The following is a 19,632-nucleotide window of genomic DNA, read 5'->3' as shown; positions in this document are numbered from 1 at the left end:
CCTCGCCGCCGCCGGCAGGACGGGCCGCCGTCGCGGTGGCCGGCGCCGGCAGCATGCCGCCGCACCCGAAGTCGCTACCCGCAGGCAGCCCGGCGGCGGTACGGCGGGCAAGCAGATGCCCCGGGTGCGGCGCGGATCGCGGCAGCCCGGGGCAGTCTGGGTGGTACGGAAGGCCTACTGGAACAGGCCGGTGTTCTTCTTCTCGGTGCTGAGGTAGTCCGCAGCGGACTCGTCCAGCGCCATCTTGATGTCGCGCAGCATGTTGGACATCTCCTGCGCACCCTGACGCCACTTGGTCTGGCGCTGGAAGTACGCCTGCTGCGCCTCGCCCTCCCAGGTGTTGACCAGCGGCGCGGCGTCCGACTCGAGCTGGTCCAGCTGCGAGTCGAGCGTGTTCAGCGCCTTCTGGATGTCCGCGCTGGCCTGCTGCAACGCGGCAAAATTGACGACAAGAAGGCCGTCACTCATCGGATCTTCCCTCCCCGGTCAAATCAGAGCGGCAGCGTCATGCCGCCGGCGTTGGTGGCGTTCATCCGGCTCGACGCCTCGGTGTCGGACGCGTCGTACTGCTGGCCGGAGGTACGGATCGCAGTCGCGGTCTCGCGCAGCGCGCGGTGGATCTGCTCCTGGTTCTGCGACCACTGCTGCTTGACCTGCTCGAACGAGCGGCCACCAGCACCACGCCACGCGCTCTGCAACACCTCGAGCTCGCCCATCAGGCTGCTGAGCATGCTCTGCAGCGACTGGTCGACCGACTCGAACTTCGTGGCGGTCTGTTCCATCACCGCGGCTTCTGCCTGCGTCTGGGACACCCCCGAAGTCACCCCGCTCCCTTAACTCGTCGTCAACCCGGGACGCCCACTGTGGACTCCCGGGCTCGTGTCCGCCACCCCTGCGGGTCACGGCACAACTTGGCAATTACTTCCGTAGCCGACGGTAGCGGGCCGGGGCAAGGCTTGGATACCCCTTCTGGGCACCCTGTGGACAAACCCGTACCGCAATGAACCGGACCGACGGCTACCGACGGTCACCTATATTCTCTCCCACCAGCGCACTTCTCCGCTCGCCCTATTGCGCGCCGGCCCGGTCGCGGGCCTTCGCCGGATCCAGCGCCGGCCCGTCCGGAATGAGCGTGACCAGGGTGCTCGGCATCCGTGCCCGCTTGGCGGCGCCGTAGCCGAGGTTGCCCAGCACCTCGCCACTGGTCACCGGATGCCGCCGACCCTGGTCGGTGACGACGGATATCGCCCCGCCGGTGGCACCCGGCGAAGCGGTCGCCTCGACCACCACCCCGCGGCCCGGCTCCAGCACCACCTGGTCGGCGAGCGCACCGCCGCGTGCCGACTGCGCCGAGGTGGCGGGCGGATCGGGGATCGCGGACATGTCCGCGCCGACCCGGATGCCCTGCACCCCACGGTCGTCGGGGACGTCGCCGCAGATCACACCCCCCTCCGCCGGCGCGATCTTCGGCGTGGTCGCCGGTGCCGCCGCGTCGTTCCCGGGCACCAGGTCGCCCTTCTTCGGCATCGCGCCGTACTCGCCCTGGGAGAGCTTGGTCTCCTCGCCCTGCTTCACGACGTCCCTGGTCAGCAGGATGTTGGCCTGCACCTCGGTGATGTTGTAGAGGCCGTCGCGCTTGGCCACCGCGTACTGGCCGCCGCCGCCCTGCCGCTCGACGAGGAAGACCTCGCCGATTTTCGCGCCCTGCACCGCCTCGGACGGCTCGCCCGCGTCGGGAATCCGGATCTCGTCCAGGTCCGCCCCGGCGGGCAGCGCGTTGAGCAGGGCCGGCGCCACCGGTACCCGCCGCTGGCTGCCCCAGGTCAACGCGCTGATGATCAGGTCAGGATTCTGGATCAGGTGCCGGCGGTTGTGCCAGATCAGGAAGAGCTGGCCGTTGGGGTGCTCCGCCAGCAGGCCCTCGTCGCCCAGCTCCCGACCGCCGGGCGCCGCCTTGCCGATCAGCAGTGTCGACTGTGGCTGCCCGCCGCCGCCACCGGTACGCGGCTCGGAGCAGACCGTCCAGCCGCCGGAGAGCAGCCGGTTGCTCGGCGGCAGCGACTCCGGCAGGTCCCGGATGCCCAACGTCACGCCGCGCGGCTGCCCCTCCAGCGACTTGCGCGACACCGACACCGTCTTCGGGGCGGGCTGGCCGACGATGAGCAGCGCCGAGGCGTAGTTGAGCACCGGGTGCAGGGTCTGGGTGTCACTGATGTAGACGTACTGCGCGCCGGACTCCTTCTCGACGATCACCACCGCCGAGTCCTTCCACTTCGTCGCGCCACCGCCGACGAAGACGCCATAGACCACCGAGCCGCCGATCCCGATCAGTGCGATCAGCACGCTGGCCAGGGTGGCACCGGCCGCCCGCCGGAACGGCGACTGCGCGGGATCGGTCTCCCGCATCACCAGCGCGCCCACCACTCGCTGAACCATGAACTGGTAGGAATGCAACTGGTCCTGCCGCGACGGCATGCGGGCCCCCTCTCCGGTTGGTCCGGCCCATACGATAGGCCCCTGAGCGAATTGCGGGGGGCGGGCCCACGGCCGACGCCCATCCAGGGGAGGCTATCGCGGTGACGCTAACTGCGGCAGACAACCGGACCCGGCCCACCGGCACCCCGGGCAGCCGGATCGACCGGTCGCCACCGGCGCCACTGCCGGCATCGTCCACTCCGTCCCGGTCCGGCCTGTTCGGCGTACGGGCCGGGCAGATCGTGGCCCTCCAGGTGGCGCTGGCCCTCGTGCTGGCCGCCGCCAGCCAGGGCCCACTGCTGCTCGCCGGTGCCGCGCTGCTCGCCGTCGCCCTGGTGCTGCTGACCTGGCTCCGGCTGCGCCGGCGCTGGCTGTTCGAGTGGATCGCGATCGGGCTGCGCTACTCCTCCCGGCAGCGGACGCTGCCGCAGGCCGCGCCGCCGGAGGCCCTGCTGGACCTGGTCAACCCCGGCGCGGTGGTGCTGCCGGTCGACCTCGCCGGTGACGCCGCCTGCATGGTCAGCGACGCCTACGGCCTCACCGCCGTCCTCGAACTCGGTGACCAGGTCGGCATGCTCGCCGACAGCCCGCAGTCGCTGCTCTCCCCGGCCGGCCTGCTGCCGGCGGCCAGCGCGGAGACTCCGCCGATGCGGGTGCAACTGGTGCTCACCGGTGCTCCGGCGCCGACGCTGAGCGCCGGCAGCGGCACCCCGGCGACGTCGTACCGGCAGCTCACCGAGGGGCGGCTGCTCGGGCACGAGCGGGCGCTGCTCGCCGTCCGGGTGCTGCGCGCCGACGGCTGGTCCGACGAGGACCTGCGCCGAGCGCTCTCCAGCGCCGTACGCAAGGTGCGCCGCCGGCTCGCCCCGGTGCCGACCCGGGTGCTCGGCGAACGCGCCGCGCTCGGCGTACTCGCGGAGACGGTGCACCACGACGGCGCGCAACCGGCCCGGGAGAACTGGCAGGGCGTCAGCCTCGGCGGCCTGGTGCAGACGACCTTCCGGCTGCGCCGCTGGCCGGACCTGCGGACCGAGGCGGGCCGCCGCTTCGTGCCCCGGCTGCTGGCGCTGCCGGCGACCGCGACCACGGTCTCGGTGAGCGCCGGGCCGTGGGCGGGCGGCGGCACCGACAACATCCGGGTGGACGTCACGGTACGGCTGGCCGCCGACAGCGCCCAGACGCTCGGTACCGCCGTCCAGGCGCTGCGCCGGCTGCTCTCCGCCGAGCACGCGGTGGCCCGGCGGCTGGACGGCGAGCAGCTCGACGGCGTCGCCGCCACCCTGCCGCTGGGGGTGCTCGGCGCCGGCCCGACCGCCCCGGCGCCGGCCACCACCCTGCCGTCCTCCTCTGTGGACTCGCTCGACCTGCCGATCGGCCTGGCCGGGTTGATGCTCGGCGCGAACCGGCACGGCGCGGCGGTGGTCGCCCGGCTGTTCCGGGCCGAGACCACCCGGGTGGTGCTGATCGGTGGCGTACGCGCCGCGCAGCTCATCGCGCTGCGGGCGATGGCGCTCGGCGCCCGGATCGTGGTGCAGACGGCCCGGCCGCGCGCCTGGGAGCCGTTCGTCCGGGGGGCCAGTGGGCCCGGCTCGCCGATCGCGATGATCCCGCCGGGGCGGCCGGTGGGTGGCCCGCCCGGCACCCAACTGCACCCGCTGCTGGTGGTCGTCGACGTCGGCCCGGTGGCCGCCGACTCGCAGCCGGGGCCGGGCTGGCAGACCAGCCTGGTCGTACGCGACGAACTCGCCCCGGTCGACGTCGACGCCGTCTCCCGCGCCGACCTGGTGGTGTTGCAGCCGCTGCGTCCACACGAGGCGCAGTTGGCCGGTCTGGCGCTCGGGCTGGGCGACTCGGCGGACTGGCTGACCCGGATCCGGGCCGACATGGTCGGGGTGATCAACCGTCGGGTACTGCGCTGGGCGCTGCTCTCGGCGACCCCGATCGAGGCGCAACTGATCGGCCCGCCGGCCCGGTAGCCGGGCACCGCCGGCCCGGTAGCCGGGCGGCGGCCGGGCCGGACCTGGGCGGATTCGGGATCACGTGGCACCATCTGCGGGCATGGGTTTCCTGAAAGGGCTTCTCGTCCGGCTCGCCGGCACCGCCCTGGCCTTCTGGCTCGCCACGCTGATCATTCCGGGGATCACCCTGGACACCGACTCGGTCGGCGAGGCGGTGAGCACGCTGGTCCTGGTCGCGATCATCTTCGGTGTGGTCAACGGTGTTCTCCAGCCGATCATCAAGACGCTCGGCTGCGGGCTCTACCTGCTCACCCTCGGCCTCATCGCGCTGGTGGTGAACGCGCTGCTCTTCATGCTCACCAGCGCCATCGCCGGTGCGCTCGGCCTGCCGTTCGAGGTCGACGGCTTCTGGCCGGCGGCGGTGCTCGGCGCGCTCTTCGTGAGCGTGGTCACCTGGCTGCTCGGCCTGCTGATGGACCGCGACTGAACCGTCCGCCCCGCCCCGCCCGGACCGACACCGCCCGGGCCGGCGCCGACCACTGATCGGGAATTGGTTCGGGGCGACCGGGCCGGGCGGGGATAGCGTCGCAGGGTGCTGACCGCGACAGGAGACGACGACGGGTACGAGTTCTGCGCCGAGACCGGGGCCGCGGCGGGCCACGGGACGGTACCGGATCCGGTGAAACCGCTCACTGGAAAGGACTCTTCTCCGACTTCGCCCCTTACGGTGGAGCGATGAACCAGGTACGGCGTGGATACCTCTACGGGCTCGGCGCCTACACCATGTGGGGTTTCTTCCCGCTCTACATCCGGCTGCTGGAGCCGGCCGGGCCGGTCGAGATCCTGGCCCACCGGGTGGTCTGGTCGGTGGTCTTCGTCGCACTGCTGCTCGCGGTGGCCCGCAACTGGGGCTTCCTGCGCGATCTGCGGCACCGCCCCGGCAAGCTCGCCGGGATCGGGCTCGCCGCCGCGCTGATCGCGGTCAACTGGGGCGCCTACATCTACGGCGTCAACTCGGAACGGGTCGTCGAGACCGCCCTCGGGTACTTCATCAACCCGCTGGTCGTCGTCCTGCTCGGCGTCGCCGTGCTGCGCGAGCGGCTGCGGGTCGCCCAGTGGGTGGCGCTCGGCATCGGCGGCCTCGCGGTGGCGGTACTGACCGTCGACTACGGCCGGCTGCCCTACCTGGCGCTCACCCTGGCGGCGAGCTTCGGCAGCTACAGCCTGGTGAAGAAGCGGCTCGGGCTCCCCGCCGCCGAGGGGATGTTCATCGAGTCGGCGGCGCTCACCCTGCCGGCGCTCGGCTATCTGGGCTGGCTCACCTGGCACTCCGAGTCCAGCTTCGGCCAGGTCTCCGCCGGGCACACCGCCCTGCTGATGCTGGCCGGTGCGGCCACCGCCATCCCGCTGCTGATGTTCGCGGGTGCGGCGAACCGGCTCTCGCTGACCGCGCTCGGCATGTTGCAGTACCTGGCGCCGATCCTCCAGCTCGGCTTCGGCGTACTCGTCTTCCACGAGCCGATGCCACCGGCCCGGCTGGCCGGCTTCGCGCTGGTCTGGCTGGCCCTGGTGGTCTTCACGGCGGACGCGATCCGGAACGTCCGGCGGTCCCGTACCGCGCTGCTCGCCGCCACCCCGGAGCCGGCGGCGGCGACCGCGGCCCGCTGACCGCGTCGCGCGACCCGGCCGCCCGTCAGGCCGCCGGGTCGCGGGACGCCGCCGTGGCCGGTTCGGCGGGCCGACCCGCCGCCACCGACTCGTACAGCTCCTCGAGCAGCCGGGTCTGCCGGTGCAGGTCGAAGTGCTCGGTCACGTGCTGCCGGGCCCGCGCGCCGAGTCGGGTCCGCAGGTCGTCGTCGGCGAGGAGCTGCCGGATGTTGCCGGCCAGGGCCGCCCGGTCCCCCTCCGGGCCGAGCAGACCCGTCTCGCCGGGCAGCACCGCCTCCGGGATCCCGCTGTGGTAGGTCGAGACCGTGGGCAGCCCCAGGCTCGCCGCCTCCAGGATCGTCGTCGGCAGCCCCTCGGCGTCCCCGTCGGGGGCGGTCCGGGACGGCGAGACGAAGACCTTCGACTCCGCCAGGTGACGGGCGACCGCGGCCGGCTCCTGCGCGCCCAGGAACGTCGCGTCCAGGCCGAGGGCGGCGGCCCGCTCCCGGACCGGCCACTCCAGCGGCCCGGAGCCGATCAGCAGCACCCGGGGCCGCCGGTCAGCCAGGGTGCCGAGCGCCTCGACGAGGTCGTCGACGCCCTTCTTCTCGACGAACCGGCCGACGAAGACCACGTCCCAGCGCTTCGGCACGTCCGGCACCTCGGCCGGGATCGGTACCCCGGTGTGGTGCACCCGGACCTTCGCCGGGTCCGCGCCGGCCGCGATCGCCCTCTCCCGGATGAACCCGCTGACGGCCAGGATCAGCGCGGCCCGGTCGAACGCCTGGCGCAGGTTGCGCCGGTACCGGATGCCGCGCAGGCCGGGCGCGTGCGGCTGCCGCGTCACGTCGTAGCCGTGCACGGTCACCACCAGCGGTACCCCGAGCTGCCCGGCCGTCCGGCTGATCAGCCAACCGTCGTTGCCGAAGTGCGCGTGCACCAGCGCCGGACGCAGCTCGGCCAGGAGCCGCCGCAGCCGTGGCGACTCGCCGGTCAGCCGGAGCCGGAGGAAGGCCCGCCGGTCCCGTCCGCCGCCGGGATAGGCGATCACGTCGGTCTCGGCGGCCAGCGGCGAGCCGACCCGGGTGGCGCCGAGGAACCTCGGCTGCCAGCGGGGCAGCGCGAGGCCCTGGTTGCGGATGAACGTCTCGGAGCCGGCGAGCAGCCCACTGCGCCAGATCACCACGGTGGGCGCCCCGCCGGTCGTGGCGGGCGGAAACGGGGTGCTCACGCGCCGATCTCGCTGGGCCGGCCGGAGTCGCCGGAGACCCGCCGGACCGGGCCGACCGGCCGCCGGGCGTCCGGGCTGGCGGCCGGAGCGGGTCGGGTCGCGGCGGCCGTGCGGCCGGTGCGGGGCCTGCGCAGGATCCGGTCCCGGAGGGTACGCCGAAGTTGCGGCGGGATCAGCCAGATCTGCCCGAACGCCAGGTAGTCGTAGACCCCCGGCTGCCCGTGCCGGCGTGCCTCGGCCAGCAGGGTACGGAACGCCGTCGCGCTCCGGGTCGGTGCCGCCATCGAGCTGATCACGCTCATCGTCAGCGCAGCGTACGCCCGGCGGGTGAGCAGCGGCCGGATCCGCTGGAGCCACTCGAACTGCTCCGCCCAGTCGGTGTCGAAGGTGATCCGGGGCCGGTCCTCGTCCTGGTGCCAGATCACCAGCGGTTCGGCGGCGTAGACGAGGTCGACGTCGGCGTGGCTCAACGCCCGGAACGTCCAGTCGAGTTCCTGGAGGCGGCGCAGCCCGACGGTGAACGGCACCCGGCGCAGCAGCTCGGTCGGGGCCAGGATGGTCGAGGTCTGGATGAAGCCGTCGCCGTGGAACAGCCCGCGCCGGACGGTGAGGTACTCGGTCAGCGGCTCGCCGATCGCCGGCAGCCGGCGCGGCATCACGAACTCGGCCCGGGGCGTCCGGTTGCGCAGCCGGCAGGCGACGATCGGCATCGCCACCCGGGCGCTCTCGGCCAGGTCCAACTGCACGGCGAGCTTGCTCGGCAGCCACTCGTCGTCGTCGTCGAGCAGCGCCGTCCAGCGGGCCCGCGCCGCGCCGACGCCGACGTTGCGGGCGTTCGGCGCCCCACCCGGGGACGGCAGTGCCAGCACCCGGAGCCGGTCGTCGCCGAATGCCGCCAGGGCCCGCCGGGTCTCCTCGTCCGGGCCGTCGACCACGACGACGACCTCGAGATCGGTCACGGTCTGCGCCAGTACGCTGCGGACCGCGCGGGTCACCAGGTCCGGCCGGCCTCGGGTGGGGATCACGACGCTGACGTCAGGTGTGGAGGACATGAAGACCCGCTAACTCGTCGGGGGATCTCTGTCGGGCAATACCGGACGTGAACGTTATTGGCCGTACCCGGTGCGCGGGTTAATTCAAGGCGGAGAATGCGCGTACATTGGTCGGGCGGTACCCGACCGAACGGTGTCGGGCCGCCAGGCAGGGCTTTGGCGAATTGGGTGAACGCCGGATGAACAACGGCGGTGGAGTGCCGGGGTGGGGCGGTGACGTACACTCGCCGGCAATTCTGTCGAGGCCCGGGAAATCGAATTGGTGAATTCGGGGAATCGGACAGGTGAACCCGCGGAAAATGGAGGGCAACGCCCGATGAGCGCGCCGGACGTCAGCGTGGTGGTGCCGGTCTACAACACCATGCCCTATCTGACCCGGTGCCTGGACTCACTGGTCCGGCAGACCATCGGGCTGTCCCGGATGCAGGTCGTCGCGGTCGACGACGGCTCGACCGACCGCAGCGGCGCCGAGCTGGACCGGTACGCCGCGCGCTATCCCGGCACCTTCACCGTGATCCACCAGCCGAACTCGGGCGGCCCGGCCGGCCCGTGCAACCGGGGTCTGGACGCCGCCACCGGCCGGTACGTCTTCTTCGTCGGCGCCGACGACCACCTCGGGCCCGAGGCGCTGGAGCGGCTGGTCACCGCCGCCGACGCGTGGGAGTCGGACGTGCTGCTCGGCAAGGTGGTCGGGGTCAACAGCCGGCACATCTACCAGGACATCTTCGCCCGCAACGCGGTCGACGTGGACCTCTTCGACTCGCCGCTGCCGCGCTCGCTGGCCAACACCAAGCTGTTCCGCAGGGAGCTGCTCGACCGGCACGGCATCCGCTACCGCGAGGAGTTGCGGATCGCCAGCGACCTGCCGTTCACCCTGGAGGCGTGCTATCGGGCCCGGCGCATCTCGGTGCTGGCCGACTACGAGTTCTACTACGCCGTACGCCGGTTCAGCGCCACCAACATCACCTATCTGAGCCGGCACCTGGAGCGGCTGCGTACCGTCGAGGCGAACCTGGCGTTCGTGGCCGACCTGATCGAGCCGGGCAGGCGGCGGGACGCGGTCATGGTGCACCGGTTCGACCACGAGGTCGCCAAGCTGGTCGAGGACGATCTGCTCCGACTCGACCGGGCCAGCCAGCAGGCGGTGCACGACGGCGTCGGGCGGCTGGTGGCGGAGCACCTGACCGGGGAGATCGCCGACCGGTTGGGGGCGGAGACCCGGATCCGGTTGGCGCTGACCCGGGACGGCAGCCTCGACGACCTGCTCGCGGTGATCCGGCAGGACGCCGAGGTCGGGGTGCCGGCGACGGTGGTCGAGGGCGCCCGGCGCTACGCGGCGTACCCCGGGTTCCGGGATCCGGCGCGCGGCCTGCCGGACTCCTGTTTCGACGTGACGGCGGTGCCGGAGTGGCCGGCGAAGCTCGACGTCACCGGTTTCGGCTGGGAGCACGACGAGCGGGGCGAGCGGGTGTTGACGATCACGGCATACTCGCCGCTGCCGGACCTGGCGGCGCACGGTGCCGACCCCCTGTCGGTGAGCGCCGACGAGGTCCCGGCCGAGACCGTGCTGCTCGCCAGCGGCGCGGCGGGCAGCACGGTACGGATCAGGTTCCGCGCCGCCGACCTGCTCGCCGGCACCGGTGCGACCGGCCGGCGCCGGATCGTCTCGGCCCAGGTCGGCCGCTTCGACCCCGGCCGCGCGCCGGGCGCGAACAACGCGGCGGGTGCGGGTGGCGCGGCGGCGTTGCGGGCGCCGAGGCTGGACCGGGCGGTGCCGCTGGTACGCCGCCGCGGTGCCGGGCTCTGCCTGCTCACCCCGGTCCGGGACGAGTCCGGCCGCCTGATGATCTCGGTCGTGCCGGTCACGCCCGGCCGGGTCACCGCCCGGTTGCGCCAGAAGCTCCGCCGCCGCTGACCGTCCCGGGCCGGCGTCCACCCGCCGCCCACCGGCGACCGCCGTCGGAGGCAGGAAGGCCGCCGCCGTCGGAGGCGGGGAGGTCGTCGCCGTCGGAGGCGGGAGGCCGTCGCCGTCGGAGGCGGGGAGGTCGTCGCCGTCGGAGGCGGGGAGGTCGCCGTCGGAGGCGGGGAGGCCGTCGAGCAGGTATCCCAGGCCGCGCCGGAAGGTGTCGTCCTCGTCCCGGTCGTCCAGGTGCCCGGTCTCGACCAGGGTGGGATAGTGCTCCCGCTGGGCGGCTAGGTGCGCCCGGGCGGCCTGCCGCGACTCCGGGTCGTCGAGACGCTGCCACGAGGAGAGCGTGACGGCGGCCCCGATGACGTAGTTGGCCAGCGCGTGCGTGCCGGCGCTCAGGTCCGGCTCCACCAGCCCGGCCCGGCGCAGCGCGGACTGGAGGAACTCCGTCCGGGTCAGGACGTTCGGCCCGAGCAGCGGCCGGCCGACCAGCGCCGCCGACCAGGGGTGCCGGAGCATCGCCGCCCGCCAGCCGAGCAGCAGCGTCTCGACGTCGGCCCGCCAGTCGTCGGTCGGCGACGGTTCGGGGAGGGTGACCTCGCCGAAGATCTGGTCCAGGGCCAGGTCGAGTACGTCGTCCTTGTTGGTGACGTGCCAGTAGAGCGTGGTCGAGCCGGCGCCCAACCGCTCGGCCAGCCGGCGCATGGTGAGCCCGCCGACGCCCTCCCGGTCGAGCAGTTCGATCGCCGCGCCGACGATCCGGTCCCGGTGCAGCGGCGGCCCGCTGCGGCCCGGGGAACGCGGAGGTCGCAACCACACACCCGTCATGCGACGGAGTCTAGTCCGGCGTTCCGGCTCTAGAACATTGTTCTAGACTCTAGAACGTTGGTCTAGAGGCCCGGCCGGGAGGTTCCCGTGGCACATGTCGAGATCCGACACCTGAGTTACCGGCTGCCGGACGGGCGCCCGCTCCTCGACGACGTGTCGTTCCGGGTCGCCGACGGGGTCACCGCCGCCCTCGTCGGGCCGAACGGCGCCGGCAAGACCACCCTGCTCCGACTGGTCGCCGGCGACCTGACCCCGACCGGCGGCGAGATCGTCACCTCCGGCGGGCTCGGCGTGATGCGCCAGTTCATCGGCATCATCCGCGACCACCGCAGCGTCGCCGACCTACTGCTGTCGGTGGCACCCGAGCGGGTCCGGCGGGCCGCCGCCGCGCTCACCGGGGCCGAGCGCACGCTGCGGGAACGCGACGACGAGCCGGCCCAGCTCCGCTACGCGCACGCCGTCACCGAGTACGTCGAGGCCGGCGGCTACGACCTCGAAGTCGTCTGGGAGGCGGTGACGACGGAGGCGCTCGGGCTGCCGTACGAGCGGGCCGCCGGGCGGGACGTGAACACCCTCTCCGGCGGTGAACAGAAACGACTCGTCCTGGAGGCCCTGCTGCGCGGCCCCGACCGGCTGCTGCTGCTCGACGAGCCCGACAACTACCTCGACGTACCCGGCAAGCAGTGGCTGGAGCGGCAACTCCGGGCCAGCACCAAGACCGTGCTGCTGGTCTCGCACGACCGGCAACTGCTGGTCGAGGCGGCCGACCGGATCGTCACCGTCGAGGACCGGCAGGTCTGGGTGCACGGCGGGGGTTTCGCCAGCTATCCGACGGCTCGGCGGGACCGGATCGACCGACTCGACGAGCGTCGCCGACACTGGGAGTCCGAGCACGCCCGGCTCCGGCACCTGGTGCACCTCGCCCGGCAGGGCGCGGCCCGCAACGACGCGCTCGCCTCGGCGTACCGGGCCGCACGGAGTCGACTGGCCCGGTTCGAGTCCGCCGGTCCGCCGACCCGGCCGCCGAAGGAGCAGAACGTGCGGATCCGGCTGCGCGGCGGACGTACCGGCAAACAGGCCCTCGTCTGCCAGCAACTCGAACTGACCGGCCTGATGCGCCCCTTCGACCTGGAGATCTGGTACGGCGAACGCGTCGCCGTACTCGGCTCCAACGGCTCCGGCAAGTCCCAGTTCCTTCGGCTGCTGGCCGGGGCCGATCAGGTGCCGCACCGGGGTACCGTCCGGCTCGGTGCCCGGGTCGTACCCGGGCTCTTCGCCCAGACCCACGCCCGCCCCGACCTCTACGACCGCACCCCCGCCGAGATCCTGATGACCGGGCACGCCCTGCTCCGCAACGACGCGATGGCGGCCCTGGCCCGCTACGAGATCGCGCCCGCCTGGGACCAGCCGTTCCAGAGCCTCTCCGGCGGCGAGCAGGCCCGGTTGCAGATCCTGCTGCTCGAACTGGCCGGGGCGACCCTGCTGCTCCTCGACGAGCCGACCGACAACCTCGACCTGGCCAGCGCCGACGCGCTGCAACGCGGCCTGGAGGGCTTCGCCGGTACGGTCCTCACCGTCACCCACGACCGCTGGTTCGCCGCGCACACCGACCGCTGTCTGCTCTTCGGCTCGGACGGCCGAGTGGTGGAAACCGACGAGCCGGTCTGGACCGAGGGCCGGGTCGACCGCCCCCGCTGAGGGGAGGAACGACCAAGATTCTTGTTGGGCTGTGGTCTGCTGCCAACCACAGCTCAACAAGAATCTTGCGGTCACCCGGGGGCGGCCCGGGTGGGGGTCAGATCATCCAGCGGTGCCGCTGTACGAAGGGGAGTCGCGCCCACATCCGGCCGAGCCCCCAGGTGTGCCCGGCGTACGTCGCGGCCAGCACGACCAGCACGACGGCGTAGACCAGGTGGTAGTCCATGAACGGGTTGGTGGAACCGGTCGGCTCACCGGCGCTGTTGTGCTGGGCGAGGGGGAACTCCGCGAACCACATCAGCACCATGATGAGTGCGCCCGAGGCGGCGGCGACCCGCAGCCCGATGCCGGCGATCAGCGCGACGCCGACGGCGAGCATGCCGAGCATGAAGAGCCAGTTCGCCCACCAGGCGCCGGCGATGCTGTGCGCGACCGACTCGAACGGCCCGACCGAGACGTGCGAGAGGAAGCCCTCGGTCGGCGAGCCGCCGTTGATCCAGGCCCGCTCGCCGGGCGTCGAGTAGCCGAGGCCGAAGGTCTTGTCCAGGAAGGCCCAGAGGAAGACGAAGCCGGTCGAGACGCGCAGCACGGCGAGCGCCTTGGCACCGGTTTTCGTCAACATCGCGCCGGGCGAGTCGGCCCGCTCCAGCGGCGTGGTGATCGGGCGGATGGAGTGGCGGGTGGTCATCGTGACCTCCGAGGTCGACCCTTGTCCTGACACCCATCACTCTGCTCGGTGCGGCGCCGCAGCACCCGGGCCCGAGCGCCCCAATGGCCGGGACCAAGGACCCGCCCGGGTCCCGGGACCAAAGACCCGGCCAGACGTTCCACACTCGACCGACGCTACGGCACGTCGTAGGCGAGCAGCGGGGTGTTGTCGTAGCGGAGGAGTTCCAGGCGGATCAGCTCGGACCTGGTGAAGCGGGTGACGCCGGTGAAGGTGGCGTCGTCACCGGGGGCGGCGAGCCAGGAGCCGATCTGCTCCGTCGCGCCGTTCGGGCCGTGCGCCACCAGCCGGAACGTGTACGCCTTCGTGTAGTCCCTGGTCTTCGCGTACTGGCAGCGCATCGTGACCACGGTGCCCCAGCGGGTACCGTCGAAGCCGATCTCGGCACTGACCGGCACGTTGCCGTGTACCGGCTGCATCGCGACCATCCGCACCTCGACGTCGGTGCCGCCGTCGATCACGGGTACAGCGACGCCGAAGCCGAGCACGGCGGCCAGCGCGGCGGCGACCAGGGCGAAACCGCCGGTACGGAGCCGGCCGCGTCGCCGCTCCCGCTGCCGGCGGACCCGGGCCTCGTCGATCAGCTTCGGCAGCCGTTCACCGGCGCTCGGCACCGGGGCGATCTCCTCCAGCCCGGCCGGATCGAGTCGCCCCAGCAGTCCCGGCAGTACCGCGATCTCGGCGACCGCCTCCCGGCAGGTCGGGCAGCCCGCCAGGTGCCGCTCGTACCCGGCCCGCTCGGCGGGAGACAGGGCGCCCAGCACGTACGCCCCGTCGTCGTGGGCGTACTCGCAATTCGTCACCCGGTCACCCCCATCTCCGCCAGTACCAGCCGCAGCGACCGCAGCGCGTAGTGCGTCCGCGACTTCACCGTCCCCGGCGGTACGCCCAGCCGGGCGGCCGCCTCGGTCACCGACCGGCCCCGGTAGAAGCACTCCACCAGTACCTCCCGGTGCGGCGGCGAGAGCCGGTTGAGCGCCTCCGCCACCGTCCACGCCTCCACCGCCCGGTCGGCCTCGTCGACCACCTGCGGCGGCTCGGGCAGCTCGTCGGTGATCACCTCGCCGACCCGGGCGCTGCGCCGCCGCCAGGCGTCGATGGCGAGGTTGCGGGCGATGGTGAAGAGCCAGGCCCGCACCGGACCCCGGTGCGGGTCGAGCGCCTCCGGATGCCGCCACGCCCGCAGCAGCGTTTCCTGCACCAGGTCCTCGGCCCGCTGCCGATCGCCGTCGGTCAGCCGCAGGGCGTGCGCGAGCAGCGCGTCAGCGTGTTCGTCGTGCATGGCGCGCAGCAGTTCGGCGTCCTGGTCGCTGATGTCCCGTCGCCTCCCGCCCGCTGGGCTCCGACCGACCCCGGCTCCTGGTTTCACGCATCCGGTGCTCGGACGGTTCAACGGCGGTGACGCAGGCCACCGGGTTTCGGCCCGAGACGGAGGCCACCGGGTTTCGGCCCGACGGTCGGCGGCGCTGTGAGAAAGCCGCTGGCTGGAGGTGTTCACCGGCGGTTCATCCGACCGCCGGGTGCCGCTCACGGCGTACTCCTAGCGTCCGGCAGGCACGCGTCCTCGTACGCATTACCCGAGGCGTCAAGGGCGCGCATCCGAAGACATTGGCGAGGAGGCTCCATCTCCATGACCGAGCGACCCCGGCTGCTTCCCCTGCTCGGCCCGGCGGGCCACGGCGGGCGTGACGCCATGACCTGCATATACCGCTGCGGAAACGCCTGTGCGCACCCGGTGCCGAACGAGTCCGACAACCCGTACTTCGGCGACGTGGTCCGGGCCGAGGTGAGCCGGCGGGGCGTCGTCCGGGCCGGCGCGGTCGGCGCGCTGGTACTCGGCTTCGGCGGCACCGCTGCCGGCGCGCTCGCCGGCTCTCCGGCGGTGGCCGCCCCCCGGGACGGATCCGGCGCGACCCTGCCGGAGGTGCAGAGCTTCACCCCGGCCCGCCGGCCCGGCAACGCGGCGCTCACCTTCAAGCCCATCCCGCCGAACAAGCTCGACACCCTGGTGGTGCCGAACGGGTACGACCACTCCGTGGTGATCCGCTGGGGCGACCCGGTGCTCCCCGACGCGCCCGGCCTGGACGTGCACCGGCAGACGGCGGCCCGGCAGTCGCAGCAGTTCGGCTACAACAACGACTTCGTCGGGGTACTCCCGCTGGACCGCAGCGGCGAGCGGGCGCTGCTGGTGGTGAACCACGAGTACACGAACGAGAACCTGATGTTCCCGAACTTCACCACCTTCGACGCGATGAGCGTGGAGCAGATCCGGGTGGCGATGGCCGCGCACGGGCTCTCGGTGGTGGAGTTGGAGCGGGTCGGCGGGACCGGCGAGTGGAACCCGGTCCGCAGGGGCCGGCTGAAGTACAACCGGCGGATCACCGCGCACACGACGAGGTTCGCCTTCACCGGCCCGGCGGCCGGGTCGGCCTGGCTGAGGACGGCGGCCGACCCGTCGGGGCGGACCGCGATCGGCACCCTGAACAACTGCGCCGGCGGGATCACGCCGTGGGGCACGGTGCTCTCCGGCGAGGAGAACTTCAACCAGTACTTCGTCGGCGCCGACGCCGCACCGGAGACGCTGAAGCCGAAACTGGCCCGGTACGGGATCAGCACCACCGCCCGCTACCCGGCGGACAGCCGCAAGTGGGAGCGCGCCGACGAGCGGTTCGACCTGGCGAAGCACCCGAACGAGGCGCACCGGTTCGGCTGGGTCGTCGAGGTCGACCCGTTCGACCCGGAGTCGAGGCCGCGCAAGCACACCGCGCTGGGCCGGTTCAAGCACGAGGGCGCGAACGTCATCGTGGCCAGGGACGGCCGGGTCGTGGCGTACATGGGCGACGACGAACGGTTCGACTACCTCTACAAGTTCGTCTCGGACAAGAAGTTCAAGAAGGGTGACTCCTGGACCGCCCGGGAGCACAACCTGACCCTGCTGGAGTCCGGCACGCTCTACGTGGCGAAGCTCGACCAGACCAGCGCCGGTGAGATCGACGGCTCGGGCAGGTTGCCGAGCGACGGCGCGTTCAACGGCCGGGGCAGGTGGATCAGGCTGGTCCGGGGCAACACGTCGTACGTACCCGGGATGACCGCCGCCGACGTGCTCACCTTCACCCGGCTCGCCGGTGACGCGGTCGGGGCGACCAAGATGGACCGTCCGGAGGACGTCGAGCCGAGCCAGCTCACCGGCAAGGTGTACGTGGCACTGACCAACAACACCAACCGGGGCGTCGGGACCAACCCGGCCGCCGACGAGGCGAACCCGCGCAGCAACAACAAGCACGGGCACGTACTGGAGCTGGTCGAGGACCGGGGCGACAACACCTCGGAGTCGTTCGCCTGGTCGGTGCCGATCGTCTGCGGCGACCCGACGGACCCGTCGACGTACTTCGCCGGCTACGACAAGAGCAAGGTGTCGCCGATCTCCTGCCCGGACAACGTGGCGTTCGACGGCTCCGGCAACCTCTGGATCTCCACCGACGGCAACGCGCTGGGCAGCAACGACGGGCTCTTCGCCACCGCCGTCGAGGGTCCGGAGCGGGGCCACCTCAAGCAGTTCCTCACCGTGCCGCTCGGCGCGGAGACCTGCGGGCCGTTCATCACCACCGACAACCGCTCGGTCTTCGTCGCCGTGCAACACCCGGGCGAGCTGTCCGGGGCGTCCCTGGAGAACCCGGCGTCGAACTGGCCGGACGGCGACTTCGCCAAGCCCGGCGTGGTGGTCAGCTGGCGCCTCGACGGCGACGTCGTGGGGAGCTGACCGAGCGTCGGAGTTTCCCGTGGTCTCCTGCTCCCCCTCCCGGGGCAGCAGGAGACCACGTTCCGGTTCGGGGCCGGGTCAGGTCTCGGTGGCGAGGCCGTCGGCGACGGCGCGGGCCACCGCCAGCAGCTTGGCCCGGACCACCCGGGCCGAGGTCATCATCTCGGCGGCCGGCAGCGCGCAGGCGAGCACCACCCGCCGTTCCATGTCCTTGTCCGGGGTGACCAGCACGGCCGCGCAGGCGACACCGTGCCGGAACTGGCCCAGCTCCAGGTGCATGCCGCGCCGGTCACCGGCCGCCAGGTCCGCCTCGAACGCGTCGGCGGCGACCAGGGTGGCCGAGGTGAACGGCCGCATCCCGTACTCGCGCAGATAGCGGAAGCGCTGCTCCGGGGTGAGGGTGGCCAGCAGCGCCTTGCCGAGCGCGGTCGCGTGGGCGCCCTCGTCGAAGCCGGGGACCAGGTCCTCCAGGTACGGCGACCGGGGTCCCTCGGCGAGCGCGGTGATCGCCACCTGCCCGCCGACGAACCGCCCCAGGTAGTGGCTGTAGCCCGTGTCCGAGGCGGCCCGACGCAGCGACTCGCCCACCGCCGGTGGTCCACGGAACGCGGTGACCAGTTCGCGGTACCGGTCCGCCACCTCCAGCCCGACGATGTACGTGCCGTCCTCCCGCCTGATCACGTAGCCCTCGTAGGCGAGCGTGCGCACCAGGTGGTACGTGGTGGCCACAGTCAACTCGCAACGCCGGGCAATCTGTTTCACGGTCAGGCCCTTCGGTGCCCGTCCGACCGCTTCGAGCACGCGCAGGGCACGCGACACGCTGCGGATCAGGTCCGAAGGTTCCGCCAAGGGGTCGCGCACAACCACCTCCGCCGCCGGGGACTTACAGAATATGAAAAACCGGGCGCCTGCGAAATGCCCGATCGGATTGAGGATGCCAGATCTACGGCGACCGTGCGTACTGCCACCGACACGATCGGTTCGTACGGGTGGCTCGCGTAGGCTCGTCCCAAATGGCCGATCTAACCGATGACACCCCGCGGGCCGCCACCTTCGACCGGCCGATCCGCACGGTGCTCGCCGCCACCGTCATCACGGTCGCCGGGGTACTGCCGGTCTTCCTGATCGGCGGGCTCGCCGTTCAGCTCGGCGCCGAGCTGGACTTCTCCCCCGCCGGCCTGGGGCTGGCCGTCGCCGTCTACTTCGGGGTGAGCGCGCTCGCCTCCGTGCCGTCCGGCGCCCTCGTCGAGCGGTACGGCCCGACCATGGTCGCCCGGGCCAGCCTGCTGCTGGTCGCCGCGACCATGCTGGCGGTCGCCGCCGTGGCCCGCTCCTATCCGGTGCTGCTCGTCCTGCTGGCGGTGGTCGCCCTGGCCAACCCGCTCGGCCAGATGGCCAGCAACGCCACCCTGGCGCACCGGGTGCCGCCGGGTCGGCAGGGACTCTCCTTCGGGGTGAAGCAGGCCGCCATCCCGGCCGGAACCCTGCTGGCCGGAGCCGCCGTACCGGCGCTGGCGCTGACCGTCGGCTGGCGCTGGGCGTTCGTCGCCGCCGCCGTACTGGCGCTGGCCATCCTGCCGGTCGTACCCGCTCGGGCGGGTCGGGCGGCGGACCCGGCGCGGGGGCGCGGCGGCCGGGCGAACGGGCCGCTGGTCGTGCTCGGCGTGGCCGGCACCCTGGCCGCCGGCTCCGCGAACGCCCTCGGCACCTTCCTGGTCGACTCGGCGGCGGCCCGTGGTCTCTCGCCGGCGCTCGCCGGGCTGGTGCTGACCCTCGGCGGCGCCGTCTGCCTGCTCTCCCGGGTCCTGATGGGCGCGCTCGCCGACCGGCGCTCCGGCGGTCACCTCAACACCGTCGCCGCGATGCTGGTGGTCGGCGCGGGCGGGCTGGCCCTGCTGCACCTGGCCGCTCCGCTGGCGCTGGTGGCCGGCGTGGTACTCGCCTTCGGCCTCGGCTGGGCCTGGCCCGGGCTGCTCAACTTCGCGGTGGTCCGGCTGCATCCGCAGGCGCCGACCACGGCCACCTCGATCACCCAGACCGGGGTGTACGCGGGCGGCTGTCTCGGCCCGCTCGGCCTCGGCACCCTCGCCGAGCACCTCGGGTACCCGACGATGTGGCTGGTCGCGGCGGCGGCGATGCTGCTCGCCGCCGCGCTGATGCTGGCCGGCCGACGGATGCTGCTGGCCAGTCTCCGCCGTCGGGCGGACGGCACGGTCCCACCGCCGGCCCGGCCGGTGCGGGTGCCCCGGCAGCGCCGGCCGGCTCGGATTCGCGCCGAGCAGCGGGAAACCGGCGGTACCCGCTCCGCCGTGGCCTGACCCCGCGCCCAGACGAGCCGGCGGACGCC

16 protein-coding genes and 1 pseudogene are annotated in these 19,632 nt (G+C 72.8%); 7 read left to right on the top strand and 10 right to left on the bottom strand.

The window, feature by feature from the left end; translation table 11 throughout:
- Positions 1 to 174: 174 nt before the first annotated feature.
- The 3 genes from C6361_RS19040 to eccB form a co-directional block, all read right to left on the bottom strand.
- Positions 175 to 468, bottom strand: a complete 294-nt coding sequence (locus C6361_RS19040) for a WXG100 family type VII secretion target (RefSeq protein ID WP_107268534.1) — start codon at positions 466 to 468, stop codon at positions 175 to 177.
- 23 nt (positions 469 to 491) lie between these two features.
- A complete protein-coding gene (locus tag C6361_RS19035; RefSeq protein WP_107262201.1) occupies positions 492 to 812 on the bottom strand; it encodes a WXG100 family type VII secretion target in 321 nt (106 codons plus the stop codon).
- A 256-nt stretch (positions 813 to 1,068) separates the two neighbouring features.
- Positions 1,069 to 2,475, bottom strand: coding sequence for a type VII secretion protein EccB (gene eccB, locus C6361_RS19030; RefSeq protein WP_107268533.1), 1,407 nt, complete (start codon positions 2,473 to 2,475; stop codon positions 1,069 to 1,071).
- 101 nt (positions 2,476 to 2,576) lie between these two features.
- Here eccB and eccE point away from each other — a divergent pair, with 101 nt between their 5' ends.
- From eccE to rarD, 3 genes are all read left to right on the top strand, one after another.
- On the top strand, positions 2,577 to 4,451 hold the full coding sequence (gene eccE / locus C6361_RS19025; RefSeq protein WP_234358889.1) for a type VII secretion protein EccE: 1,875 nt from the start codon (positions 2,577 to 2,579) through the stop codon (positions 4,449 to 4,451).
- Positions 4,452 to 4,533: 82 nt separating this feature from the next.
- Positions 4,534 to 4,920 carry a phage holin family protein gene (locus tag C6361_RS19020; protein WP_107262197.1) on the top strand — a complete coding sequence of 129 codons (387 nt, stop codon included), beginning with the start codon at positions 4,534 to 4,536 and terminating at the stop codon, positions 4,918 to 4,920.
- 248 nt (positions 4,921 to 5,168) lie between these two features.
- Positions 5,169 to 6,101 carry an EamA family transporter RarD gene (rarD, locus tag C6361_RS19015; RefSeq protein ID WP_107262195.1) on the top strand — a complete coding sequence of 311 codons (933 nt, stop codon included), beginning with the start codon at positions 5,169 to 5,171 and terminating at the stop codon, positions 6,099 to 6,101.
- Positions 6,102 to 6,126: 25 nt separating this feature from the next.
- On the opposite strand, the gene C6361_RS19010 is transcribed toward rarD, so the two are convergent.
- Together C6361_RS19010 and C6361_RS19005 are read right to left on the bottom strand one after the other, a co-directional pair.
- Positions 6,127 to 7,311, bottom strand: a complete 1,185-nt coding sequence (locus C6361_RS19010) for a glycosyltransferase (RefSeq protein ID WP_234358888.1) — start codon at positions 7,309 to 7,311, stop codon at positions 6,127 to 6,129.
- Entirely contained in the window at positions 7,308 to 8,363 is a 1,056-nt protein-coding gene (locus C6361_RS19005; protein ID WP_107268532.1) for a glycosyltransferase family 2 protein, read from the bottom strand. Before C6361_RS19005 ends, C6361_RS19010 begins: the two co-directional genes overlap by 4 nt.
- 316 nt (positions 8,364 to 8,679) lie before the next feature.
- Between C6361_RS19005 and C6361_RS19000 the strand changes: the two genes are divergently transcribed.
- Positions 8,680 to 10,278, top strand: coding sequence for a glycosyltransferase (locus C6361_RS19000; RefSeq protein WP_107268531.1), 1,599 nt, complete (start codon positions 8,680 to 8,682; stop codon positions 10,276 to 10,278).
- Positions 10,279 to 10,458: 180 nt separating this feature from the next.
- Here the strand turns inward: C6361_RS19000 and C6361_RS18995 are convergent.
- A pseudogene (locus C6361_RS18995) lies at positions 10,459 to 11,100 on the bottom strand (TetR/AcrR family transcriptional regulator); the annotation flags it as partial.
- Positions 11,101 to 11,187: 87 nt separating this feature from the next.
- On the opposite strand from C6361_RS18995, the gene C6361_RS18990 reads away from it, so the two are divergent.
- Positions 11,188 to 12,798 carry an ABC-F family ATP-binding cassette domain-containing protein gene (locus tag C6361_RS18990; protein WP_107268530.1) on the top strand — a complete coding sequence of 537 codons (1,611 nt, stop codon included), beginning with the start codon at positions 11,188 to 11,190 and terminating at the stop codon, positions 12,796 to 12,798.
- A 97-nt stretch (positions 12,799 to 12,895) separates the two neighbouring features.
- Here C6361_RS18990 and C6361_RS18985 read toward each other — a convergent pair whose 3' ends face one another.
- From C6361_RS18985 to C6361_RS18975, 3 genes are all read right to left on the bottom strand, one after another.
- Positions 12,896 to 13,486, bottom strand: coding sequence for a DoxX family membrane protein (locus tag C6361_RS18985; RefSeq protein ID WP_107262185.1), 591 nt, complete (start codon positions 13,484 to 13,486; stop codon positions 12,896 to 12,898).
- Between the two features lie 155 nt (positions 13,487 to 13,641).
- Positions 13,642 to 14,328 (bottom strand): anti-sigma factor, encoded by a 687-nt coding sequence (locus C6361_RS18980; RefSeq protein WP_107268529.1) that lies wholly within the window; start codon positions 14,326 to 14,328, stop codon positions 13,642 to 13,644.
- Complete coding sequence (locus C6361_RS18975; RefSeq protein ID WP_107264352.1) at positions 14,325 to 14,840, bottom strand: sigma-70 family RNA polymerase sigma factor; 516 nt, start codon at positions 14,838 to 14,840, stop codon at positions 14,325 to 14,327. The genes C6361_RS18980 and C6361_RS18975 overlap by 4 nt, the downstream gene beginning before the upstream one ends.
- Positions 14,841 to 15,155: 315 nt before the next feature.
- Between C6361_RS18975 and C6361_RS18970 the strand changes: the two genes are divergently transcribed.
- On the top strand, positions 15,156 to 17,285 hold the full coding sequence (locus tag C6361_RS18970; protein ID WP_107268528.1) for a PhoX family phosphatase: 2,130 nt from the start codon (positions 15,156 to 15,158) through the stop codon (positions 17,283 to 17,285).
- A gap of 78 nt (positions 17,286 to 17,363) precedes the next feature.
- On the opposite strand, the gene C6361_RS18965 is transcribed toward C6361_RS18970, so the two are convergent.
- On the bottom strand, positions 17,364 to 18,146 hold the full coding sequence (locus C6361_RS18965) for an IclR family transcriptional regulator (protein WP_107262179.1): 783 nt from the start codon (positions 18,144 to 18,146) through the stop codon (positions 17,364 to 17,366).
- A 152-nt stretch (positions 18,147 to 18,298) separates the two neighbouring features.
- Here C6361_RS18965 and C6361_RS18960 point away from each other — a divergent pair, with 152 nt between their 5' ends.
- Entirely contained in the window at positions 18,299 to 19,603 is a 1,305-nt protein-coding gene (locus C6361_RS18960; RefSeq protein ID WP_107268527.1) for an MFS transporter, read from the top strand.
- Positions 19,604 to 19,632 lie beyond the last annotated feature (29 nt).

The organism is Plantactinospora sp. BC1 (assembly GCF_003030345.1).
Classification (GTDB): domain Bacteria; phylum Actinomycetota; class Actinomycetes; order Mycobacteriales; family Micromonosporaceae; genus Plantactinospora.
This window is presented reverse-complemented; position numbering and strand designations above follow the sequence as displayed.

Bases quoted from the DNA above. Each gene is read 5' to 3' on its own strand.
- C6361_RS19000 (WP_107268531.1), top strand. From the start codon at position 8,680: ATGAGCGCGCCGGACGTCAGCGTGGTGGTGCCGGTCTACAACACCATG.
- C6361_RS18960 (WP_107268527.1), top strand. From the start codon at position 18,299: ATGGCCGATCTAACCGATGACACCCCGCGGGCCGCCACCTTCGACCGG.
- rarD (WP_107262195.1), top strand. From the start codon at position 5,169: ATGAACCAGGTACGGCGTGGATACCTCTACGGGCTCGGCGCCTACACC.
- C6361_RS18985 (WP_107262185.1), bottom strand. From the start codon at position 13,486: ATGACCACCCGCCACTCCATCCGCCCGATCACCACGCCGCTGGAGCGG.
- C6361_RS19020 (WP_107262197.1), top strand. From the start codon at position 4,534: ATGGGTTTCCTGAAAGGGCTTCTCGTCCGGCTCGCCGGCACCGCCCTG.
- C6361_RS19040 (WP_107268534.1), bottom strand. From the start codon at position 468: ATGAGTGACGGCCTTCTTGTCGTCAATTTTGCCGCGTTGCAGCAGGCC.
- C6361_RS18970 (WP_107268528.1), top strand. From the start codon at position 15,156: ATGACCGAGCGACCCCGGCTGCTTCCCCTGCTCGGCCCGGCGGGCCAC.
- C6361_RS19005 (WP_107268532.1), bottom strand. From the start codon at position 8,363: ATGTCCTCCACACCTGACGTCAGCGTCGTGATCCCCACCCGAGGCCGG.
- eccB (WP_107268533.1), bottom strand. From the start codon at position 2,475: ATGCCGTCGCGGCAGGACCAGTTGCATTCCTACCAGTTCATGGTTCAG.